The organism is Streptomyces sp. NPDC030862 (assembly GCF_055571835.1).
Window position 1 is genome coordinate 691,436 of sequence record NZ_JBVIEN010000002.1, and the last position, 19,367, is coordinate 710,802.

A 19,367-nucleotide genomic window follows, 5' to 3' on the forward strand; every position below is an offset into this window, starting at 1 on the left:
CCGAACAGACGGCCACTCGGTCGCTGACGCGGGGGGAGGGAGCAGGTACGCTCATCGCGATATGAGCAGCGAGAACCTCCCCACCAGCCCCGGGCGCAAGCCGCGCGTGGCCGTCGTCTTCGGCGGCCGCAGCTCCGAGCACGCCATCTCCGTCGTCACCGCCGGCGCCATCCTGCGCGCCATCGACCGGAGCAAGTACGACGTGCTGCCCATCGGCATCACCACGGACGGCCGCTGGGCGCTGACCGCCGACGAGCCGGAGCGGATGGCCATCGCCGACCGCGCGCTGCCGAGCGTCGCCGACCTCACCGAGTCGGCCGAGGGCACGGTCGTCCTCCCGGTCGACCCCGGCAGCCGCGAGGTCGTCTACAGCGAGCCGGGCGCCGTGCCCAAGGCGCTCGGCGACGTCGACGTGGTCTTCCCGATGCTCCACGGCCCGTACGGCGAGGACGGCACGCTCCAGGGCATGCTGGAGCTCTCCGGGGTGCCCTACGTCGGCGCCGGCGTGCTCGCCTCGGCCGTCGGCCAGGACAAGGAGTACATGAAGCGGGTGTTCCAGTCGTACGGGCTGCCCGTCGGCCCGTACGAGGTGATCCGCCCCCGCGAGTGGGCGCAGGACCCCTCCGCCGCCCGCGACAGGATCCTCCGCTTCGCCGACGAGCACGGCTGGCCGCTGTTCGTGAAGCCCGCCCGGGCCGGCTCCTCCTTCGGCATCACCAAGGTCGACGACCCCTCCCGGCTCGACGAGGCCATCGAGGAGGCGCGGCGCCACGACCCCAAGATCCTCGTGGAGGCGCTGCTCACCGGCCGCGAGATCGAGTGCGGCGTGCTGGAGTTCGAGGACGGCCCGCGCGCCAGCGCGCCCGCCTGGATCCCGCCGGTCACCGACCACGAGTTCTACGACTTCGAGGCCAAGTACATCGACTCGGCCTCCGGTGTGGTGCCCGCCCCGATCACCCCGGAGCAGACCGCCGAGGTGCAGCGGCTCGCGATCGCCGCGTTCGAGGCGGTCTCCTGCGAAGGCCTGGTCCGCGCGGACTTCTTCCTCACCGACGACGGCGAGTTCGTCATCAACGAGATCAACACGATGCCCGGCTTCACGCCGATCTCGATGTACCCGCGCATGTGGGAGGCGAGCGGCGTGGGCTACCAGGAGCTGATCGACCGGCTGATCCAGGCCGCGCTGAACCGCTCGACCGGCCTGCGCTGACCGTTCCGCGTGAGCGGGCCACGCTGACCGGCCCGGGGCAGGAGCCCGCCGGGCGCCTCACAGGCTCGGCGGGACGGCCTTCTTCACCGGCGCGGCGAAAGCCGCCAGCGGGCCGGCGTCGTGCACGTACCGCTCGTCCAGCGACACCTCCACGTACGCCTTGCGGTACGTGGAGGTGAAGCGCGGCCCGGTGCCCTCGCGCGACTCCAGCAGCCAGTTCACGCCGTCCGCCTCGACCCCCTGCGCCTTGTAGTCGCTCATCCTGGCGGGCCGCGGGACGCCGCAGCGCAGTACGATCGCCCCGTCCCCCCATCCGGCGGTCAGCTCCGAATCCGGCTCCGGATCACTCCGGTCGAGTCCGGCGACGGTCGCGGGCAGCTCCTTGTCCAGCGCCCGGCAGACGGCCGCCTCCTCCGCCGACGGGCGGGGAACCGCGACCGACGGCCCGGCGTCGTCGCCGAAGGCGGAACAGCCCGCGGAGGCCAGCAGGACTGCGGCGGCGGCGACGGCCGCCAGGGCGCCGCGGACGGCGGTGACGGACGGGGAGGGCGAGGACCGGTGTCGAGACATCACCGGCCAAGGGTAGACGGGGGCTAGAGATGCACGACCGGACAGGTCAGAGTGCGGGTGATGCCCTCGACTTGCTGGACCTTCGCGACGACCATGCGGCCGAGCTCGTCGACCGTGTCGGCCTGGGCGCGCACGATCACGTCGTACGGGCCCGTCACGTCCTCGGCCTGGATCACCCCCGGGATCTTGGAGATGGTCTCGGCGACCGTCGACGCCTTGCCCACCTCGGTCTGAATAAGGATGTACGCCTGAACCACGGAACCTCCAGGGCGGCCACGAGGATCTTGTGGAAAGAGAAAGGGACGCCACGGTACCGCGTCGCCGCGGGCCGCGGGGAGACCTGCGCGGCCGGTGGCGTGCACGGTCGGCGTACAGGCACGGAACAGTTGACGGTCTACTTGACCTACGTGACGGTACCGAGAGCGACGACGGGCCGCGACCCGTCGCACGGTGCGTCCACGACGACATGGAGAGGTGAACCTCGGTGAAGGGCACTGTCGGAGAGCTCGGCGAGTTCGGGCTCATCAGGGAGCTCACCTCCCGGCTCACCTCCACCCCGGCGGTACGGATCGGGCCGGGCGACGACGCCGCGGTCGTGGCCGCGCCCGACCGGCGCGTGGTGGCCAGCACGGACATCCTGCTGGAGGGACGGCACTTCCGCCGCGACTGGTCCACCGCCTACGACGTCGGCCGCAAGGCCGCCGCGCAGAATCTGGCGGACATCGCAGCCATGGGCGCCGTACCGACCGCGCTGCTGCTCGGCCTGGTCGTGCCCGCCGAACTCCCGGTGACCTGGCCCACCGAGCTCATGGACGGCCTGCGCGACGAGTGCCAGGTGGCGGGCGCGGCGGTGGTCGGCGGCGACGTCGTCCGCGGCGACACCATCACCGTCTCCATCACCGCCCTCGGCGACCTGCGCAACCACGAGCCGGTCACCCGCGGCGGCGCGCAGCCCGGGGACGTCGTCGCGTACACCGGCTGGCTCGGCTGGTCGGCGGCCGGCTACGCGGTCCTCTCGCGCGGCTTCCGTTCGCCGCGCGCCTTCGTCGAGGCGCACCGGCGGCCCGAACCGCCCTACCACGCGGGCCCCGCGGCGGCCGGGCTCGGCGCCACCGCCATGTGCGACGTCAGCGACGGTCTGATCGCCGACCTCGGTCACATCGCCGAGGCCAGCAAGGTCCGCATCGACCTGCGCTCCGGGCTCATCGACATCCCGACCCAGATGAACGACATCGGGCAGGCCGTCGGCGTCGACCCCATGCAGTGGGTCCTCACCGGGGGCGAGGACCACGCCATCGTCGCCACCTTCCCGCCGGACGTGAAGCTGCCCGCGCGTTGGAAGGTGATCGGCGAGGTGCTCAACCCGTCCGCCCTGCCCCAGGTGACCGTCGACGGCGCCCCGTGGCACACCCAGGGCGGCTGGGACCACTTCGGGGAGGGCGAGTGACCCGCCGCGCCCTCCCGAACGTCCTGACCGTCGCCGGCTCCGACTCCGGCGGCGGCGCCGGCATCCAGGCCGACCTGAAGACCATGCTGGCGCTCGGCGTCCACGGCATGAGCGTGATCACCGCCGTCACCGCGCAGAACTCCCTGGGCGTGCAGGGCGCCTGGGAGCTGCCCGTGGAGGCGGTCCGCGCCCAGTACCGCAGCGTCGTGGACGACATCGGTGTCCAGGCCGTGAAGACCGGCATGCTGGCGTCCGCGCCCCTGGTGGACGCGGTGGCGGAGCTGCTGGCCGGGACGGACGCGCCCGTGGTGGTCGACCCGGTGGGGGTCTCCAAGCACGGGGACTCCCTGCTGGCGGCCTCCGCGCTCGATTCCGTACGGACGAGGCTGCTGCCCGTCGCGACGGTGGCGACGCCGAACCTGGACGAGGTCGCCCAGCTCACCGGCGTGACCGTGGAGGGCGAGGACGACCTGCGGCGGGCCGCCGCGGCGGTACTGGAGTACGGGCCGCGCTGGGCGCTGATCAAGGGCGGTCACCTCTCCGGTGACGCCGTGGACCTGCTCACGGACGGCTCCGAGGAGCACTGGCTGCGCGCGCCCCGGCACGACAACCGGCACACCCACGGCACGGGCTGCACGCTCGCCTCGGCGGTGGCGGCGGGCCTGGGCAAGGGCCTCGCGGTGCCGGAGGCCGTACGGGCCGCGAAGGAGTACGTGACCGGCGCCATCGCGGCCGGGTTCGCGCTGGGCGGCGGCATCGGCCCGGTCGACCACGGGTGGCGCCTGCGCTGACGTCCCGCGGGTACGGCAGCGGGTACGGCAGCGGGTACGGCAAAAAGCCGGTCCACCGAGGTGGACCGGCTTTTCAAGGCAACCGCAGAGGCTGCGCTACGACGACACGTCGCCGGTATTAGCGCGAGACCTTGCCGGCCTTGATGCACGAGGTGCAGGCGTTGAGCCGCTTCGGCGTCCCACTGACCACGGCACGCACGCGCTGGATGTTCGGGTTCCAGCGACGGGACGTACGGCGGTGCGAGTGCGAGATGTTGTTGCCGAAGCCCGGCCCCTTGCCGCAGACGTCGCAGTTGGCAGCCACGGGTCACTCCAAAGACTTCAGATGCACTTACAGTGAAATCCGGCGAGCCGGAATCAGATCTGGTGACTGAAGTGGCGTTGCCGGGGGTACGGCCCGATTTTCATCGGGCAACCGGAGCAGCATACAACGGCCGCTTCGGTACAACGAAACTACCACGGCCCGCCCGGCCCCCGCGTGGGGCCCGGGTGCCGGACGGGGTCTACCCTGCGGTGCAGCCCCAGGCCCTTAGCCAAGGAGGACCGCCCCGGTGCCGCAGACTCTCGACTCCACCGTGGTGCGTACCTGGTGCTCACTCGCGCTGCACGCGCTGGGCCGGGAGCGCGAGGAGATCGACGCGATCAACGTCTATCCGGTCGCCGACGGGGACACCGGCACCAACCTCTACCTCACCGTCGAATCCGCCTCCCAGGCGGTGGACGCCGTCTTCACCGCCATCGCCGCGCCCGACTTCGCCGACGCCGTACGGGCCATGGCGCACGGCGCGCTGATCGGGGCGCGGGGCAACTCCGGGACGATCCTGGCGCAGCTGCTGCGCGGCATGAGCGAGGTACTGGCCGAGGGCCGTGACGGGGATCACCTGGCACGGGCGCTGCGCCTGGCGGCCGCCTCCGCGCGGCAGGCCGTGGCCCATCCGGTCGAGGGCACCATCCTCAGCGTGGCCTCCGCGGCGGCGGACTCGACCGTTCCGGACGGCGCGGACGTGGTGGCGGTGGCGCGCGCCGCGTACGAGGGGGCGCGCACGGCGCTGGAGCGCACACCCACGCAGCTCGCCGTGCTGGAGCGCGCCGGAGTCGTGGACGCGGGCGGGCGCGGGCTGGTCACGGTGCTGGGAGCGCTGGTCGAGGCGGTCTCGGGCCAGCCGGTGCGGGAGCGGCCGTCCACGCGACCGGTACGGGCGCCGAGGGCGGCCGTGGCCGCACCCGACGAGCCCTGCGGCGACGGCGGGCCCGCCTTCGAGGTCATCTACCTGCTGGAGGCCGACGACACGGCCGTGGCACGGCTGCGCGACCGGCTGGACGCGCTCGGCGACTCGCTCGTCGTCGTCGGCGGCGACGGCCTGTGGAACGTCCACGTCCACGTCGACGACGCGGGCGCGGCCGTGGAGGCCGGCGTCGAGGCGGGACGCCCGTACCGGATCCGGATCACCCACTTCGGTACGCCCGGCACCCAGGCGCCCCAGGAGCGCGCGGGGCGCGCCGTCGTCGCCGTCCTGCCCGGCGAGGGCCTCGCGGCGCTCTGCGCCGAGGCGGGCGCCACGACCGTACTGGCCCGGCCCGGCGAACCGCCCGCCAGCGGGGAGCTCCTCGACGCCATCCGCCGGGCCCACGCGCGCGAAGTGGTCCTCCTGCCGAACGACGCCGAGCTCCGGCACACCGCCGCGGCCGCCGCCGAACAGGCCCGCGCGCAGGGCATCCGGGTCGCGCTCGTCCCGACCCGCGCCGCCGTCCAGGGCATCGCCGCCCTCGCCGTCCACGAACCGGACCGCCGCTTCGACGAGGACGTGGTCGCGATGACCGCCGCCGCGGGCGCCACCCGCTACGGCGAACTGGCCGTCGCCGAGCACCGCTCCTTCACCTCGGCGGGCGTCTGCCAGGCCGGTGACGTCCTCGGCCTCATCGACGGCGACGTGGCGGTCATCGGCCACGACGTGGCCGCCACGGCCGAGACGGTCCTGGACCGGATGCTCTCGGGGGGCGGCGAACTGGTCACCCTGGTCGTCGCCGAGGACGCCCCAGACTCCCTCGCCCGCCGCCTGGAGACCCACGTCCGCGAAACGCACCTGGCGGTCGACACGGTCACCTACTCCGGCGGCCCGCAGGCCCCGCTGCTGCTGATCGGCGTCGAATAGCCCGCGCACAGCGCCCGGACCGCGCCGAACAGCGCGTCCGTCCACAGGTGTGCCCGGCTGTCAGTGCCGTGGTGTGCAATGGGAGACGTGTCAGCCCTCGACGAACCACTGAAGAAACAGCTCGGCGCCGCCACCGCCAAGGTGATGGCCGAGCACCTCGACCTGCACACCGTCGGCGACCTGCTGCACCACTACCCGCGGCGGTACGCCGAGCGCGGCGAGCTCACCACCCTCGCCGACCTGCCGCTGGACGAGCACGTCACCGTGGTGGCCCGCGTGGCCGACGCGCGCCTGCTGACCTTCAACGGCGCCAAGGGACGCGGCCAGCGGCTCGAAGTCACCATCACCGACGGCAGCGGCCGCCTCCAGCTGGTCTTCTTCGGCAAGGGCGTCCACAAGCCCCACAAGGACCTGCTGCCGGGCACCCGCGCGATGTTCGCCGGCAAGGTCTCCGTCTTCAACCGCAAGACGCAGCTCGCCCACCCCGCGTACGAACTGCTGCGCGGCGAGGAGGGCGAGAGCGCCGTGGACAGCTGGGCGGGGGCGCTCATCCCGATCTACCCCGCCACCACCAAGCTGGAGTCCTGGAAGATCGCCAAGGCGGTCGACGCCGTCCTGCCCAGCGCGGCGGAGGCCCTCGACCCGCTGCCGCCCCGGCTGCGCGAGGGACGCGGGCTCACCGCCCTGCCGGACGCCCTGCGCAAGATCCACCGGCCGCGCACCAAGGCGGACGTCGCCGAGGCCCGCGACCGCCTCAAGTGGGACGAGGCGTTCGTCCTCCAGGTCGCCCTCGCCCGCCGCCGGTACGCCGACACCCAACTGCCCGCCGTCGCCCGCAAACCGGCGCCCGGCGGGCTGCTGGACGCCTTCGACGCCCGGCTGCCGTTCACGCTCACCGAGGGCCAGGAGAAGGTCTCCCGCGAGATCTTCGACGACCTGGCCACCGAGCACCCCATGCACCGCCTCCTCCAGGGCGAGGTCGGCTCGGGCAAGACGATGGTCGCCCTGCGCGCCATGCTCGCCGTCGTCGACGCGGGCGGCCAGGCGGCCATGCTGGCCCCCACCGAGGTCCTCGCCCAGCAGCACCACCGCTCCATCACGGAGATGATGGGCGACCTCGCGGAAGCGGGGCTGCTGGGCGGCTCCGACCAGGGCACCAAGGTCGTGCTGCTCACCGGCTCCATGGGCGCCGCGGCCCGCCGCCACGCGCTGCTGGACCTGGTCACCGGCGAGGCCGGCATCGTCATCGGCACCCACGCCCTGATCGAGGACAAGGTCCAGTTCCACGACCTGGGCCTCGTCGTCGTCGACGAGCAGCACCGCTTCGGCGTCGAACAGCGCGACGCCCTGCGGGGCAAGGGCAAGCAGCCCCCGCACCTGCTGGTCATGACCGCCACGCCCATTCCCCGCACGGTCGCGATGACCGTCTTCGGCGACCTGGAGACCTCCGTCCTCGACCAGCTCCCGGCCGGCCGCTCCCCGATCGCCAGCCACGTCGTCCCGGCGGCCGACAAGCCGCACTTCCTGGCCCGCGCCTGGGAGCGGGTCCGCGAGGAGGTGGAGAACGGCCACCAGGCGTACGTCGTCTGCCCCCGGATCGGCGACTCCCTCGACGAGGCGGCCCAGCCCAAGAGGAAGTCCCCCGAGGACGACGCGGAGAAGCGGCCCCCGCTCGCCGTCCTGGAGGTCGCCGACCAGCTCGCCAAGGGCCCGCTCGCCGGACTGCGCGTCGAGGTGCTGCACGGCAGGATGGCCCCCGACGACAAGGACGCCGTCATGCGCCGCTTCGCCGCGGGCGAGGCCGACGTCCTGGTCGCCACCACCGTCATCGAGGTCGGCGTCAACGTCCCCAACGCCACCGCCATGGTCATCATGGACGCCGACCGCTTCGGCGTCTCCCAGCTCCACCAGCTGCGCGGCCGCGTCGGCCGCGGCTCCGCCCCCGGCCTGTGCCTCCTCGTCACCGACATGCCGGAGGCCAGCCCCGCGCGCCAGCGCCTCGCCGCCGTCGCCTCCACCCTCGACGGCTTCGAGCTCTCCCGTATCGACCTCGAACAGCGCCGCGAGGGCGACGTCCTCGGCCAGGCCCAGTCCGGTGCGCGCTCCAGCCTGCGCATGCTCGCCGTCATCGAGGACGAGGAGATCATCGCCGCTGCCCGCGAGGAGGCCGCCGCGGTCGTCGCCGCCGACCCGGACCTGGAGCACCTGCCCGAGCTGCGCACGGCGCTCGACGCGCTGGTCGACAAGGAGCGGGAGGAGTTTCTGGAGAAGGGCTGACCCGTGCACATGCGGCCCGAGCCCATATCGTGGAGACACAGACCACCAGGGACGACGACAAGGACCGAGATGACCCGCGTGATCGCCGGCGTCGCCGGCGGACGCCGCCTGGCGGTGCCCCCGGGCCAGGGCACCCGCCCCACCTCCGACCGGGCGCGCGAGGGCCTCTTCTCCACCTGGGAGGCGCTCCTCGGCACGCTCGACGGCATCCGGGTCGCCGACCTGTACGCCGGCTCCGGCGCCGTCGGCCTGGAGGCGCTCTCACGCGGCGCGGCCCACGCCCTGCTCGTCGAGGCCGACGCCCGGGCCGCCCGCACCCTCCGGGAGAACGTCCGCGGTCTGGGCCTGCCCGGCGCCGAGGCCCGCCACGGCAAAGCCGAACAGATCGTGACGGGACCGGCGCCGACGACGCCGTACGACGTCGTCTTCCTCGACCCGCCCTACGCCGTCGCCGATGGCGATCTTGGGGAGATACTCCTCACACTCCGCGCGCAGGGCTGGCTCGCGGACGATGCGCTCGTCACCGTGGAGCGCAGCACCAGAGGCGGGGAATTCCCCTGGCCGGACGGTTTCGAGCCGCTGCGGTCCCGTCGCTACGGCGAGGGAACGTTTTGGTACGGTCGCGCCGCCTCTCCGTGCGAAGACGCACGATGACCGGACCTGGGAGCGAGGGACTTCAGTTGCGCCGCGCAGTCTGTCCGGGGTCGTTCGACCCCATCACCAACGGACACCTCGACATCATCGCCCGCGCCTCCAAGCTGTACGACGTCGTGCACGTCGCGGTGATGATCAACCAGTCCAAGAAGGGCCTGTTCACCGTCGAGGAACGGATGGACCTCATCCGCCAGGTGACGAGCGACTACGGGAACGTCAAGGTCGAGTCCCACCACGGCCTGCTCGTCGACTTCTGCAAGGAACGCGACATCCCCGCGATCGTCAAGGGCCTGCGCGCGGTCAGCGACTTCGACTACGAGCTCCAGATGGCCCAGATGAACAACGGCCTCTCGGGCGTCGAGACCCTCTTCGTGCCGACCAACCCGACCTACAGCTTCCTCTCCTCCTCCCTGGTCAAGGAGGTCGCCGCCTGGGGCGGTGACGTCTCGCACCTGCTGCCCCCGGTGGTCCACGAGGCCCTCGTGCGGCGCCTGCGCGGGCAGTGAGCGACTGACGTCCCGTCACCCGCTGTCGGGGCCGTGCCCTCTGGCCGTACAGTCGACCCGTCCGTCTCCAACCCGGCTGTAGAGAGTGGCGAGCACACGGTGGACGTGCAGAAGAAGCTCGACGAGATCGTCGAGACGGTCAGGAACTCCCGTTCCATGCCCATGTCGGCCTCCTGCGTGGTCAACCGCGCCGAGCTGCTCGCGATGCTCGAAGAGGTCCGCCAGGCCCTGCCCGGCTCCCTGGCCCAGGCCCAGGAGCTGATCGGCGGCCGTGAGCAGCTGGTCGAGCAGGCCCGCGCCGAGGCCGAGCGGATCATCGAGGCCGCCCACGCCGAGCGCGGCTCGCTGATCTCCGACACCCAGATCGCCCGGCGGTCCCAGGAGGAGGCCGACCGCATCCTCGCCGAGGCCCGCCGCGAGGCCGAGGAGATCCGCGCCGAGGCCGACGAGTACGTCGACTCCAAGCTGGCCAACTTCGAGGTCGTCCTCACCAAGACCATCGGCTCCGTCGACCGCGGCCGCGAGAAGCTCCTCGGACGGGGCCCGGGCGTCGACGCGCAGGGGTTCGGCGACGACGACGCCCCGGAGTACAGCGCCGACCCGCAGACCCTCATCCACCGCGCCGACGAGTACGTCGACGCCAAGCTCGGCGCCTTCGAGGCGGTCCTCTCCAAGACCCTGGAGGCCGTCGGCCGCGGCCGTCAGAAGCTGCACGGCCGGATCGCCACCGACGAGCTCGGCGCCCACATGGCGGCGCAGGACGCGGCCGGCTTCCCCCAGCAGCGGCACACCAGCGACGCGGACTACCTGGCCGGCCTCGCCGAGCTGGCCGACCCCGAGCCGGCCCGCCGGCAGCCCGTCGCGGCCTCCACCGCCTCCGCGGCCGCCACGCCGCCCGTCCCGGCGGCCCCGGCCCTGACGCCCGACCCGTATACGTACGTGCCCGAGAGCGCCCCCCAGGAGGCGTACGGCTACCCGCAGCAGGACCCCTACGCCGGCTACCAGCAGCAGGGTGGCTACGACCAGGGCTACGCCGACCCGTACGCGTACGGGCAGCAGCCCCAGCACCAGCCGCAGCCGGTGCCGGAGAGCGGCCAGCAGGCCGCGGCGCTCGACGAGACCAGCTTCTTCGACACGAGCATGATCGACATGGAGCAGCTGCGCCGCTACGAGCAGGGGCGCTGAGCGGCCCGCGCATCCGGAGCGGACGGCCCCGGATTGGGCTGTGAGCGAAGCGTCAAGTATCCTGGCTCTTCGGTCGCGAGTACATCCGCGATTCGGCGTGCCCGCGTCGGCGTCAGTCTTGATGCCGGGCCGCCCCCCAGACGATTTCCGAAAGCAGGAAGAGCCCTGAGTACGCGCCTCGACCACCGCAACCCCCTCGTGTTCGACACGCACGAGCTGGGGCGGCGTCCTGGTGCCCTCCAGCGGCTCTCCCGCTCGGTCCAGGCCCCCGCCGACCTCGGGATCGCCGAGGTCATCGGCGTGCCCGAAGGCTCGCCGGTCGAGCTGGAGCTCCGCCTCGAGTCCGTCATGGAAGGGGTGCTCGTCACGGGCACCGCCCGTGCACGCGCCGAGGGGGAGTGCGTAAGGTGTCTGGAGCCGCTGCACCAGGACGTTGTGGCGGACTTCCAGGAGATGTTCTCGTACCCCGACACCGATGACCGGGGCCACCGCAAGGCGGCCGCGGACGACGATGCCGAGGACGACGAGGACATGACCCCCCTCGAGGACGGCATGTTCGACCTCGAGCCCGTGCTGCGTGACGCGGTGGTGCTCGCACTGCCGCTGCAGCCGGTGTGCCGGGAGGACTGTGCCGGCCTGTGCCCCGACTGCGGGCTCAGCCTGAACGACGACCCGGACCACCACCATGACGCCGTCGACATCCGTTGGGCGGCACTGCAGGGACTCGCCGGTTCACTCGGGACCGGGGAGAAGGACAACATGAGCGGCGCCGAACCGGGCGTCGACGAGAAGCAGGAGAAGTAGCCGTGGCTGTTCCGAAGCGGAAGATGTCGCGCAGCAACACGCGCCACCGCCGGTCGCAGTGGAAGGCTGCGGTCCCCACCCTGGTTTCGTGTGAGCGTTGCCAGGAGCCGAAGCAGCAGCACATCGCGTGCCCCAGCTGCGGCACGTACAACAAGCGCCAGGTCCTCTCGGTCTGAGCGGGCTGGTGAGAGGCACCGTGTCTAGCCACAAAACGGCGGATGACGCCAAGAAGCAGGCGGAGAACACGGCCTCGTCCCACACGCTTCTGGAAGGGCGGCTCGGGTATCAGCTCGAGTCCGCCCTTCTGGTGCGTGCGCTGACCCACCGCTCGTACGCGTACGAGAACGGCGGTCTGCCCACCAACGAGCGGCTGGAGTTCCTCGGGGACTCCGTGCTCGGCCTGGTGGTCACGGACACGCTGTACCGCACCCACCCCGACCTGCCCGAAGGCCAACTGGCCAAGCTGCGGGCCGCGGTGGTCAATTCGCGTGCACTGGCGGAGGTCGGCCGCGGCCTCGAACTGGGCTCCTTCATCCGGCTGGGCCGGGGTGAAGAGGGCACCGGGGGCCGGGACAAGGCTTCCATCCTCGCCGACACCCTCGAAGCGGTGATCGGTGCGGTCTATCTCGACCAGGGCCTCGAAGCGGCGTCCGAGCTGGTGCACCGGCTCTTCGACCCGCTGATCGAGAAGTCCTCGAACCTCGGCGCCGGCCTGGACTGGAAGACCAGCCTCCAGGAGCTGACCGCGGCCGAGGGCCTCGGCGTTCCGGAGTACCTGGTCACCGAGACCGGACCGGACCACGAGAAGACCTTCACTGCTGCTGCCCGCGTCGGTGGTGTCTCGTACGGCACCGGCACCGGCCGCAGCAAGAAGGAAGCGGAGCAGCAGGCCGCGGAGTCCGCCTGGCGGGCCATCCGGGCCGCCGCGGACGAGCGGGAGGCGGCGGCGAAGGCCGCGGCCGAAGCCGGCACGGATTCCGCCTCCGGCGGCTCCGGCACCGGCCGCGACTCCGTTTCCGGCTCTGTCTCCGGCTCCGAAGAGGCCGCCGACACCTCTTCGGTCCCCGAAGCCGCGCACACCGCGGACTCGGCCACGGCCTGAGCCGCTGCTCGCTTCTGCCCCCGTCGCACCGTTTCCGCGGTGCGGCGGGGTTTCCCCGTATCCCCCTCCACATCGCCCACCGGAGGTGCCCCGTGCCCGAGCTGCCCGAGGTCGAGGTCGTACGACGTGGCCTGGAGCGCTGGATCAGCGGGCGGACCGTCCGCGAGGTGGAGGTCCTGCACCCCCGTGCCGTCCGGCGGCACCTGGCGGGCGGCGAGGACTTCGCGGCCCGGCTGAAGGGGCAGCGCTTCGGTGTCGCACGGCGGCGCGGGAAGTACCTGTGGCTGCCGCTGGAGGAGACCGACGCGTCCGTGCTCGGACACCTGGGCATGAGCGGCCAGCTGCTCGTCCAGCCCGAGGACGCCCCGGACGAGAAGCACCTGCGGATACGCGTCCGCTTCACGGATTCGGATAGCGGCTCCGCCGCGGGCGCCCTCGGCACCGAGCTGCGCTTCGTCGACCAGCGCACCTTCGGCGGGCTCTCGCTCCACGAGAACACCCCCGAGGGGCTGCCCCAGGCCATCGCGCACATCGCCCGCGACCCGCTCGACCCCGAGTTCGACGAGGCCGCCTTCCACACCGCGCTGCGCCTGCGCCGTACGACGGTGAAGCGGGCCCTGCTCGACCAGTCGCTGATCAGCGGCGTCGGCAACATCTACGCGGACGAGGCGCTGTGGCGCTCCCGCCTCCACTACGACCGGCCCACCGCCACCCTCACCCGCCCCCGCTCGGCCGAGCTCCTCGGCCACGTACGGGAGGTGATGACGGCCGCGCTCGCCGTCGGCGGCACCAGCTTCGACAGCCTGTACGTCAACGTCAACGGCGAGTCCGGCTACTTCGACCGCTCCCTGGACGCCTACGGCCGCGAGGGCGAGCCCTGCCGCCGCTGCGGCACCCCGATGCGCCGCCGCCCCTGGATGAACCGGTCCAGCTACTTCTGCCCGCGCTGCCAGCGCCCGCCGCGCGCCGTGGCGCCGTAGCGGCTCAGAAGCCGAAGTCCTGCGTCCACCACGGGCCGCCCTCGGCGAAGTGCACGCCGACGCCGAGCGTCGTGTAGTCGCAGTTGAGGATGTTGGCGCGGTGGCCGTCGCTGTTCATCCAGGACTCCATCACCGCCTGGGCGTCGGACTGGCCGCGGGCGATGTTCTCGGCGGCGAGGCCGGACACGCCGGCCTGCGCGGCACGGTCCCAGGGGGAGTCCCCGTCGGGGTCCGTGTGCGAGAAGAAGTTCCGCTGCGCCATGTCGAGGCTGAACGCCCCCGCCAGCGAGGCCAGCTCGGCGTTGGGGCGGACCGGGCTGCAGCCGACCTGGGCGCGCTCGGCGTTGACGAGGCTCAGCACGGCGGCCTCGGCGGCCCGCTCCTTGCTCGCCACGCGGGCCGTCGTCGACTCGACGGTCCGCTGGGGCGTCGCCGTGGCCGTACGGGAGGGGCTCGCGCTCTTCGGCGTGGCCCGCTGCGTGGACGCCGACGGCTCCGGGGCCTTCGCGCGCTTCGACGGCGTGGCCGACGGCTTCGTGGGGCTGGGGGTGGGCGTGGGCTTCGCCGTGGGCGTCTTCGACGGCGTCTGCGGGCGCTCGGCGCTCCGGCTCGGGCTCGGGGAGGCCGGTGCGCGGCCGGTGGGCGTGGCGCTCGCCTCGCCCTGGGTCCGCAGCTCCGGGGCCCCGGTGCGGATGTGCTCGGCGGACGGGCCGCCGCCCACCTTGTACGTGTCGCCGCCCGGCAGCAGCCCGGAGGCGACGGCGACGGCGCCCACCGCCACCGCGGCGGAGGCGCCGAGCAGACCGGTGCGTACGGGGACCACGGCCCGCTTCTTCCGGTGGCGTCCCATCTGCTCTGCCTTCCTGATGACTAACTCACCCGTATGGGTGACGCTCATTGCGTCGGGACTGTACGCCATGACGCGTGGGGGAGAAGTGCCGCTTGAGTAATTCGCCGGTTAGCGTGCAGCCATGAATGATCACGTAAGGCTCACCGCCTGGGTGCGCGGCCGCGTACAGGGAGTGGGCTTCCGCTGGTTCACCAGGGCAAACGCATTGCGCATCGGTGAGCTCACCGGATTCGCCCTGAACCTCGAAGACGGGAGGGTCCAGGTGGTGGCCGAGGGGCCGAGTGAGAATTGCCACCAATTGCTGGAGTGGCTCGGCTCCGGCGACACACCCGGCCGTGTTGACGGAGTCACTGAGATCTGGGACACGCCACGCGGCGGTTACGACGGCTTCGAGGTCCGCTGACGATCTTGGTCCGGGGGTGCCGGGGGGCGCCGGGAACCCCCCGCACGGCCCCCGGCACGCAGTGCCGCGCGTTCCCCCGTGCGGGGAAAAGCCCCTGGTGGTTGCCAAGAACGGCGCCGCATGCCAGGCTGCGCGGGAAACGATGATCGACACGCCCCCGAGGGCACCGTGCGCGAGGCGCCGCCGCAGCATCCGCGGCCGCAGACCCCCCGGTTGGCCCTTGATGCGGGGCGTGATCGTGTTGACCGTCAAACTTTTTGGTGAGACTCTGGAAGCCCCGCGCACCTTAGCTGTTTGGCAGTGGGAACCGCAGCGGCACCATCTTCTGCTGCCGGACACCGCGGGTGCGAACCCTCACGACCCACACCGCTTCGGTCGGTCACTCAGTGTGGAGGACCATCCATCATGGCAAAGGCGCTTCTCGGTTATGTCGGCGGTTCCGACCCGCGACTTCTCGCCGAGATGCGGCGGCTTCAGCAGCGCGTCCAGGACCTGGAATCCGAGCTCGTACGGATCCAGTCCGAGAACGACGCGCTGAACGCAGCTGCCGCGCACAGCGGCGAGTCGCTGCTCGACGGCATCGACATCGACGTATCGAAGGCGGAGCCTGCGCTCACCTGACCACAGCCCCCACGGGCAGGTGAGAAACACTCTCCCTAGATATGCAAGGGACGCTCCTGCGGCGTCCCTTCTTTCTTTTCCGCTCCCGCCCCATGGGGCCCACCAGCCACATGGACCTCGGGTTCCCCATGTTCATCTGCCGTATCCCCGCTCCTTACGGTCTGGTCTGCCCTTCGTGTTCATGGGTCAAACGAAGGACGCCCGGTAGAGTCCGGGGGCGTGCACCTCAAGGCCCTGACCCTGCGTGGTTTCAAGTCGTTCGCCTCCGCCACCACCCTGCGGTTCGAACCGGGCATCACGTGTGTCGTGGGGCCGAACGGTTCCGGCAAGTCCAATGTGGTGGACGCCCTTTCCTGGGTCATGGGCGAACAGGGCGCCAAGTCGCTGCGCGGCGGAAAGATGGAGGACGTCATCTTCGCCGGCACCACCGGGCGGCCGCCGCTGGGTCGCGCCGAGGTGTCCCTCACCATCGACAATTCCGATGGCGCGCTCCCCATCGACTACGCGGAAGTCACCATTACGCGGATCATGTTCCGCGGCGGCAGCAGCGAATACCAGATCAACGGCGACACCTGCCGGTTGCTGGACATCCAGGAACTCCTCTCGGACTCCGGTATCGGCCGGGAAATGCACGTGATCGTCGGGCAGGGCCAGCTCGACTCCGTCCTGCACGCGGACCCCATGGGGCGGCGGGCGTTCATCGAGGAGGCCGCGGGCGTCCTCAAGCACCGCAGGCGCAAGGAGAAGGCGCTGCGGAAGCTCGACGCGATGCAGGCCAACCTCGCCCGGGTCCAGGACCTCACCGACGAGCTGCGGCGCCAGCTCAAGCCGCTCGGGCGGCAGGCGGCCGTGGCACGGCGGGCCGCCGTCATCCAGGCCGACCTGCGCGACGCGCGGCTCCGGCTCCTCGCCGACGACCTCGTAGGCCTCCGGGAGGCACTGCGGACGGAGCTCGCCGACGAGGCCGCGCTCAAGGAGCGCAAGGAGCGGGCCGAGGCCGAGCTCAAGACCGCCCTCGCCCGCGAGGCCGACCTGGAGGACGAGGTGCGCCGCCTCGCCCCGCGGCTCCAGCGCGCCCAGCAGACCTGGTACGAACTGTCGCAGCTCGCCGAGCGGGTACGCGGGACCATCTCGCTGGCCGACGCCCGCGTGAAGAGCGCCACCGCACCCCCCGTGGAGGAGCGGCGCGGCCGCGACCCCGAGGACCTGGAGCGCGAGGCCGCCCGCGTCCGCGAGCAGGAGGCGGAGCTGGAGGCCGCGCTGGAGGCGGCGCAGCGGGCCCTGGAGGACACCGTCGCGCACCGCGCCGAGCTGGAGCGGGAGCTCGCGGCGGAGGAACGGCGCCTGAAGGACGCGGCGCGGGCCATCGCCGACCGGCGCGAGGGCCTGGCCCGGCTGTCCGGGCAGGTGGGCGCGGCCCGGTCGCGCGCCGCCGCCGCCCAGGCCGAGATCGACCGGCTGGCCGCCGCCCGCGACGAGGCCCGCGAGCGCGCGGCCGCCGCCCAGGAGGAGTACGAGGCGCTCCAGGCCGAGGTCGACGGCCTCGACGCGGGCGACGCCGAACTCGCCGAGCGCCACGAGGCCGCCAAGCGTGAGCTCGCCGACGCGGAGGCCGCGCTCACCGCCGCCCGCGAGGCCGCCACCGCGGCGGAACGCAAGCGCGCCGCCACCCAGGCCCGCCACGAGGCCCTCGCCCTCGGGCTGCGCCGCAAGGACGGCACCGGCGCCCTGCTCGCCGCCGGCGACCGGCTGGCCGGGCTGCTGGGCCCGGCGGCCGAGCTGCTCACCGTCACGCCCGGCCACGAGGTCCCGGTCGCCGCAGCCCTGGGGGCCGCCGCCGACGCCCTCGCGGTCCGCGACCCCGCGACGGCCGCCGACGCCATCCGCCTGCTGCGCAAGCAGGACGCGGGCCGGGCGGCCCTGCTGGTCGCCGGGGCGCCCGCGTCCGCGCCCGAGCCCCCGGTGCCCGGCGGGACGCGGGTGGCCGATCTCGTACAGGGCCCCGAAGGGCTCGTCGCCGCCGTGCGCAGGCTCGTGCGCGGCATGGTGGTCGTCGGAACCCTGGAGGACGCCGAGGACCTGGTCGCGGCACACCCCGAGGCGGTCGCCGTCACCGCCGAGGGCGACGTCCTCGGGGCGCACTTCGCGCAGGGCGGCTCGGCCGGGGCGCCCAGCCTCCTGGAGGTCCAGGCCTCCGTCGACGAGGCCGCAGCCGAGCTGGCCGAGCTGGCCGTACGGTGCGAGGAGCTCGCCGCCGCGCAGACCGAGGCGGCCGAGCGGCGCCGCGCCGCGGCCGCCCGCGTGGAGGAGCTGGGCGACCGGCGCCGGGCCGCCGACCGCGAGAAGTCCCAGGTCGCGCAGGCCCTCGGGCGGCTCGCCGGCCAGGCCCGGGGCGCCGCGGGCGAGGCCGAACGGACCGCCGCGGCCGCCGCCCGCGCGCAGGAGGCCCTGGAGAAGGCGACCGAGGAGGCCGAGGAGCTCGCCGAGCGGCTGGCCGTCGCCGAGGAGGCAGCCCCCTTCGGGGACAGAGGGGAGGAGGAGCCCGACACCTCCGTACGCGACCGGCTCGCCGCCGACGGCGCCAACGCCCGCCAGACCGAGATGGAGGCCCGCCTCCAGGTCCGTACGCACGAGGAGCGGGTCAAGGGCCTGGCCGGCCGCGCCGACTCCCTCGACCGGGCCGCCCGCGCCGAACGCGAGGCCCGCGCCCGCGCCGAGCAGCGCCGCGCCCGGCTGCGCCACGAGGCCGAGGTCGCCACGGCCGTCGCCTCCGGCGCCCGCCAGCTCCTCGCACACGTCGAGATCTCCCTCGTACGGGCCGAGCGGGAGCGGGCCGCCGCCGAGTCCGCCAAGGCGGCGCGCGAGCGGGACCTGGCGGCCGCCCGGGCCCGGGGCCGCGACCTCAAGGGCGAGCTCGACAAGCTCACGGACTCGGTCCACCGGGGCGAGGTGCTCGGCGCCGAGAAGCGGCTGCGGATCGAACAGCTGGAGACCAAGGCGCTCGAGGAGCTGGGTGTGGAGCCGGCCGTCCTCATCGCCGAGTACGGCCCCGACCAGCCGGTGCCGCCCTCCCCGCCCGCCGAGGGCGAGGAGCTGCCCGACGACCCCGAGCATCCGCGCAACCAGCCCCGGCGTTTCGTCCGCGCCGAACAGGAAAAGCGCCTGAAGACCGCCGAACGGGCGTACCAGCAGCTCGGGAAGGTGAACCCGCTCGCCCTGGAGGAGTTCGCGGCGCTGGAGGAGCGCCACCAGTTCCTCTCGGAGCAGCTTGAGGACCTGAAGAAGACGCGTGCCGACCTCCTTCAGGTGGTGAAGGAGGTGGACGTACGCGTCGAGCAGGTCTTCACGGAGGCGTACCGGGACACGGCCCGCGAGTTCGAAGGCGTCTTCTCCCGCCTCTTCCCCGGCGGCGAGGGACGGCTCGTCCTGACCGACCCCGACAACATGCTGACCACGGGCGTGGACGTCGAGGCCCGCCCGCCGGGCAAGAAGGTCAAGCGGCTGTCGCTGCTGTCCGGCGGCGAGCGGTCGCTCACCGCGGTCGCCCTCCTCGTGTCGATCTTCAAGGCCCGGCCCAGTCCGTTCTATGTGATGGACGAGGTCGAGGCGGCGCTCGACGACACCAACCTGCAGCGGCTGATCCGGATCATGCAGGAGCTCCAGGAGAGCTCACAGCTGATCGTGATCACGCACCAGAAGCGGACCATGGAGGTCGCGGACGCCCTCTACGGCGTCTCCATGCAGGGCGATGGCGTGTCCAAGGTGATCAGCCAGCGCCTTCGGTGAGTTGCCTTCAAGTCCTGAACGCAAGCCG

At 72.8% G+C, this 19,367-nt stretch carries 19 protein-coding genes; 15 read left to right on the forward strand and 4 right to left on the reverse strand.

What is annotated here, in order from left to right; translation table 11 throughout:
- The first annotated feature begins 61 nt into the window (after positions 1-61).
- Positions 62-1,210, forward strand: coding sequence for a D-alanine--D-alanine ligase family protein (locus tag ACZ42X_RS07390; RefSeq protein ID WP_361428126.1), 1,149 nt, complete (start codon positions 62-64; stop codon positions 1,208-1,210).
- Between the two features lie 57 nt (positions 1,211-1,267).
- Here ACZ42X_RS07390 and ACZ42X_RS07395 read toward each other — a convergent pair whose 3' ends face one another.
- Positions 1,268-1,780: a DUF3515 domain-containing protein gene (locus ACZ42X_RS07395; RefSeq protein ID WP_468285239.1), complete on the reverse strand. Its 513-nt coding sequence runs from the start codon at positions 1,778-1,780 to the stop codon at positions 1,268-1,270.
- Between the two features lie 23 nt (positions 1,781-1,803).
- Positions 1,804-2,037, reverse strand: a complete 234-nt coding sequence (locus ACZ42X_RS07400) for an Lrp/AsnC family transcriptional regulator (protein ID WP_360979368.1) — start codon at positions 2,035-2,037, stop codon at positions 1,804-1,806.
- 227 nt (positions 2,038-2,264) lie between these two features.
- On the opposite strand from ACZ42X_RS07400, the gene ACZ42X_RS07405 reads away from it, so the two are divergent.
- Positions 2,265-3,227 carry a thiamine-phosphate kinase gene (locus ACZ42X_RS07405; RefSeq protein WP_064070329.1) on the forward strand — a complete coding sequence of 321 codons (963 nt, stop codon included), beginning with the start codon at positions 2,265-2,267 and terminating at the stop codon, positions 3,225-3,227.
- Positions 3,224-4,018, forward strand: a complete 795-nt coding sequence (gene thiD / locus ACZ42X_RS07410) for a bifunctional hydroxymethylpyrimidine kinase/phosphomethylpyrimidine kinase (RefSeq protein ID WP_468285243.1) — start codon at positions 3,224-3,226, stop codon at positions 4,016-4,018. Before ACZ42X_RS07405 ends, thiD begins: the two co-directional genes overlap by 4 nt.
- A gap of 118 nt (positions 4,019-4,136) precedes the next feature.
- On the opposite strand, the gene rpmB is transcribed toward thiD, so the two are convergent.
- Positions 4,137-4,322, reverse strand: a complete 186-nt coding sequence (rpmB, locus tag ACZ42X_RS07415; protein WP_064070327.1) for a 50S ribosomal protein L28 — start codon at positions 4,320-4,322, stop codon at positions 4,137-4,139.
- Positions 4,323-4,569: 247 nt separating this feature from the next.
- Here rpmB and ACZ42X_RS07420 point away from each other — a divergent pair, with 247 nt between their 5' ends.
- From ACZ42X_RS07420 to mutM, 9 genes are all read left to right on the forward strand, one after another.
- A complete protein-coding gene (locus ACZ42X_RS07420) occupies positions 4,570-6,171 on the forward strand; it encodes a DAK2 domain-containing protein (protein ID WP_468285246.1) in 1,602 nt (533 codons plus the stop codon).
- Positions 6,172-6,249: 78 nt separating this feature from the next.
- Positions 6,250-8,448, forward strand: a complete 2,199-nt coding sequence (recG, locus tag ACZ42X_RS07425) for an ATP-dependent DNA helicase RecG (RefSeq protein WP_468285248.1) — start codon at positions 6,250-6,252, stop codon at positions 8,446-8,448.
- A 69-nt stretch (positions 8,449-8,517) separates the two neighbouring features.
- Entirely contained in the window at positions 8,518-9,102 is a 585-nt protein-coding gene (rsmD, locus tag ACZ42X_RS07430) for a 16S rRNA (guanine(966)-N(2))-methyltransferase RsmD (RefSeq protein WP_468285251.1), read from the forward strand.
- Between the two features lie 26 nt (positions 9,103-9,128).
- Positions 9,129-9,608 (forward strand): pantetheine-phosphate adenylyltransferase, encoded by a 480-nt coding sequence (coaD, locus tag ACZ42X_RS07435; RefSeq protein WP_361428116.1) that lies wholly within the window; start codon positions 9,129-9,131, stop codon positions 9,606-9,608.
- Positions 9,609-9,707: 99 nt separating this feature from the next.
- A complete protein-coding gene (locus ACZ42X_RS07440) occupies positions 9,708-10,793 on the forward strand; it encodes an ATP synthase F0 subunit B (protein ID WP_468285254.1) in 1,086 nt (361 codons plus the stop codon).
- A 165-nt stretch (positions 10,794-10,958) separates the two neighbouring features.
- Positions 10,959-11,597: a YceD family protein gene (locus tag ACZ42X_RS07445; RefSeq protein WP_468285675.1), complete on the forward strand. Its 639-nt coding sequence runs from the start codon at positions 10,959-10,961 to the stop codon at positions 11,595-11,597.
- A gap of 2 nt (positions 11,598-11,599) precedes the next feature.
- Positions 11,600-11,773, forward strand: a complete 174-nt coding sequence (gene rpmF, locus ACZ42X_RS07450; protein ID WP_030496967.1) for a 50S ribosomal protein L32 — start codon at positions 11,600-11,602, stop codon at positions 11,771-11,773.
- An 8-nt stretch (positions 11,774-11,781) separates the two neighbouring features.
- The gene (rnc, locus tag ACZ42X_RS07455) at positions 11,782-12,699 is read left to right on the forward strand and encodes a ribonuclease III (protein ID WP_468285257.1); all 918 of its coding nucleotides are present in this window, start codon (positions 11,782-11,784) and stop codon (positions 12,697-12,699) included.
- Between the two features lie 92 nt (positions 12,700-12,791).
- A complete protein-coding gene (gene mutM, locus ACZ42X_RS07460; RefSeq protein WP_468285260.1) occupies positions 12,792-13,679 on the forward strand; it encodes a bifunctional DNA-formamidopyrimidine glycosylase/DNA-(apurinic or apyrimidinic site) lyase in 888 nt (295 codons plus the stop codon).
- A 4-nt stretch (positions 13,680-13,683) separates the two neighbouring features.
- Here mutM and ACZ42X_RS07465 read toward each other — a convergent pair whose 3' ends face one another.
- Positions 13,684-14,529, reverse strand: a complete 846-nt coding sequence (locus tag ACZ42X_RS07465; RefSeq protein WP_468285263.1) for a CAP domain-containing protein — start codon at positions 14,527-14,529, stop codon at positions 13,684-13,686.
- 121 nt (positions 14,530-14,650) lie between these two features.
- Between ACZ42X_RS07465 and ACZ42X_RS07470 the strand changes: the two genes are divergently transcribed.
- The 3 genes from ACZ42X_RS07470 (at position 14,651) to smc (ending at position 19,339) form a co-directional block, all read left to right on the forward strand.
- Complete coding sequence (locus ACZ42X_RS07470; protein ID WP_361428104.1) at positions 14,651-14,932, forward strand: acylphosphatase; 282 nt, start codon at positions 14,651-14,653, stop codon at positions 14,930-14,932.
- A gap of 405 nt (positions 14,933-15,337) precedes the next feature.
- Positions 15,338-15,553 carry a hypothetical protein gene (locus ACZ42X_RS07475; protein WP_361428102.1) on the forward strand — a complete coding sequence of 72 codons (216 nt, stop codon included), beginning with the start codon at positions 15,338-15,340 and terminating at the stop codon, positions 15,551-15,553.
- Positions 15,554-15,772: 219 nt separating this feature from the next.
- A complete protein-coding gene (gene smc, locus ACZ42X_RS07480; RefSeq protein WP_468285267.1) occupies positions 15,773-19,339 on the forward strand; it encodes a chromosome segregation protein SMC in 3,567 nt (1,188 codons plus the stop codon).
- Positions 19,340-19,367 lie beyond the last annotated feature (28 nt).

Coding starts and splice junctions, on each gene's coding strand:
- ACZ42X_RS07395 (WP_468285239.1), bottom strand. CDS start 1,780: ATGTCTCGACACCGGTCCTCGCCCTCCCCGTCCGTCACCGCCGTCCGC.
- ACZ42X_RS07470 (WP_361428104.1), top strand. CDS start 14,651: ATGAATGATCACGTAAGGCTCACCGCCTGGGTGCGCGGCCGCGTACAG.
- rsmD (WP_468285251.1), top strand. CDS start 8,518: ATGACCCGCGTGATCGCCGGCGTCGCCGGCGGACGCCGCCTGGCGGTG.
- ACZ42X_RS07475 (WP_361428102.1), top strand. CDS start 15,338: ATGGCAAAGGCGCTTCTCGGTTATGTCGGCGGTTCCGACCCGCGACTT.
- ACZ42X_RS07390 (WP_361428126.1), top strand. CDS start 62: ATGAGCAGCGAGAACCTCCCCACCAGCCCCGGGCGCAAGCCGCGCGTG.
- recG (WP_468285248.1), top strand. CDS start 6,250: ATGGGAGACGTGTCAGCCCTCGACGAACCACTGAAGAAACAGCTCGGC.
- ACZ42X_RS07465 (WP_468285263.1), bottom strand. CDS start 14,529: ATGGGACGCCACCGGAAGAAGCGGGCCGTGGTCCCCGTACGCACCGGT.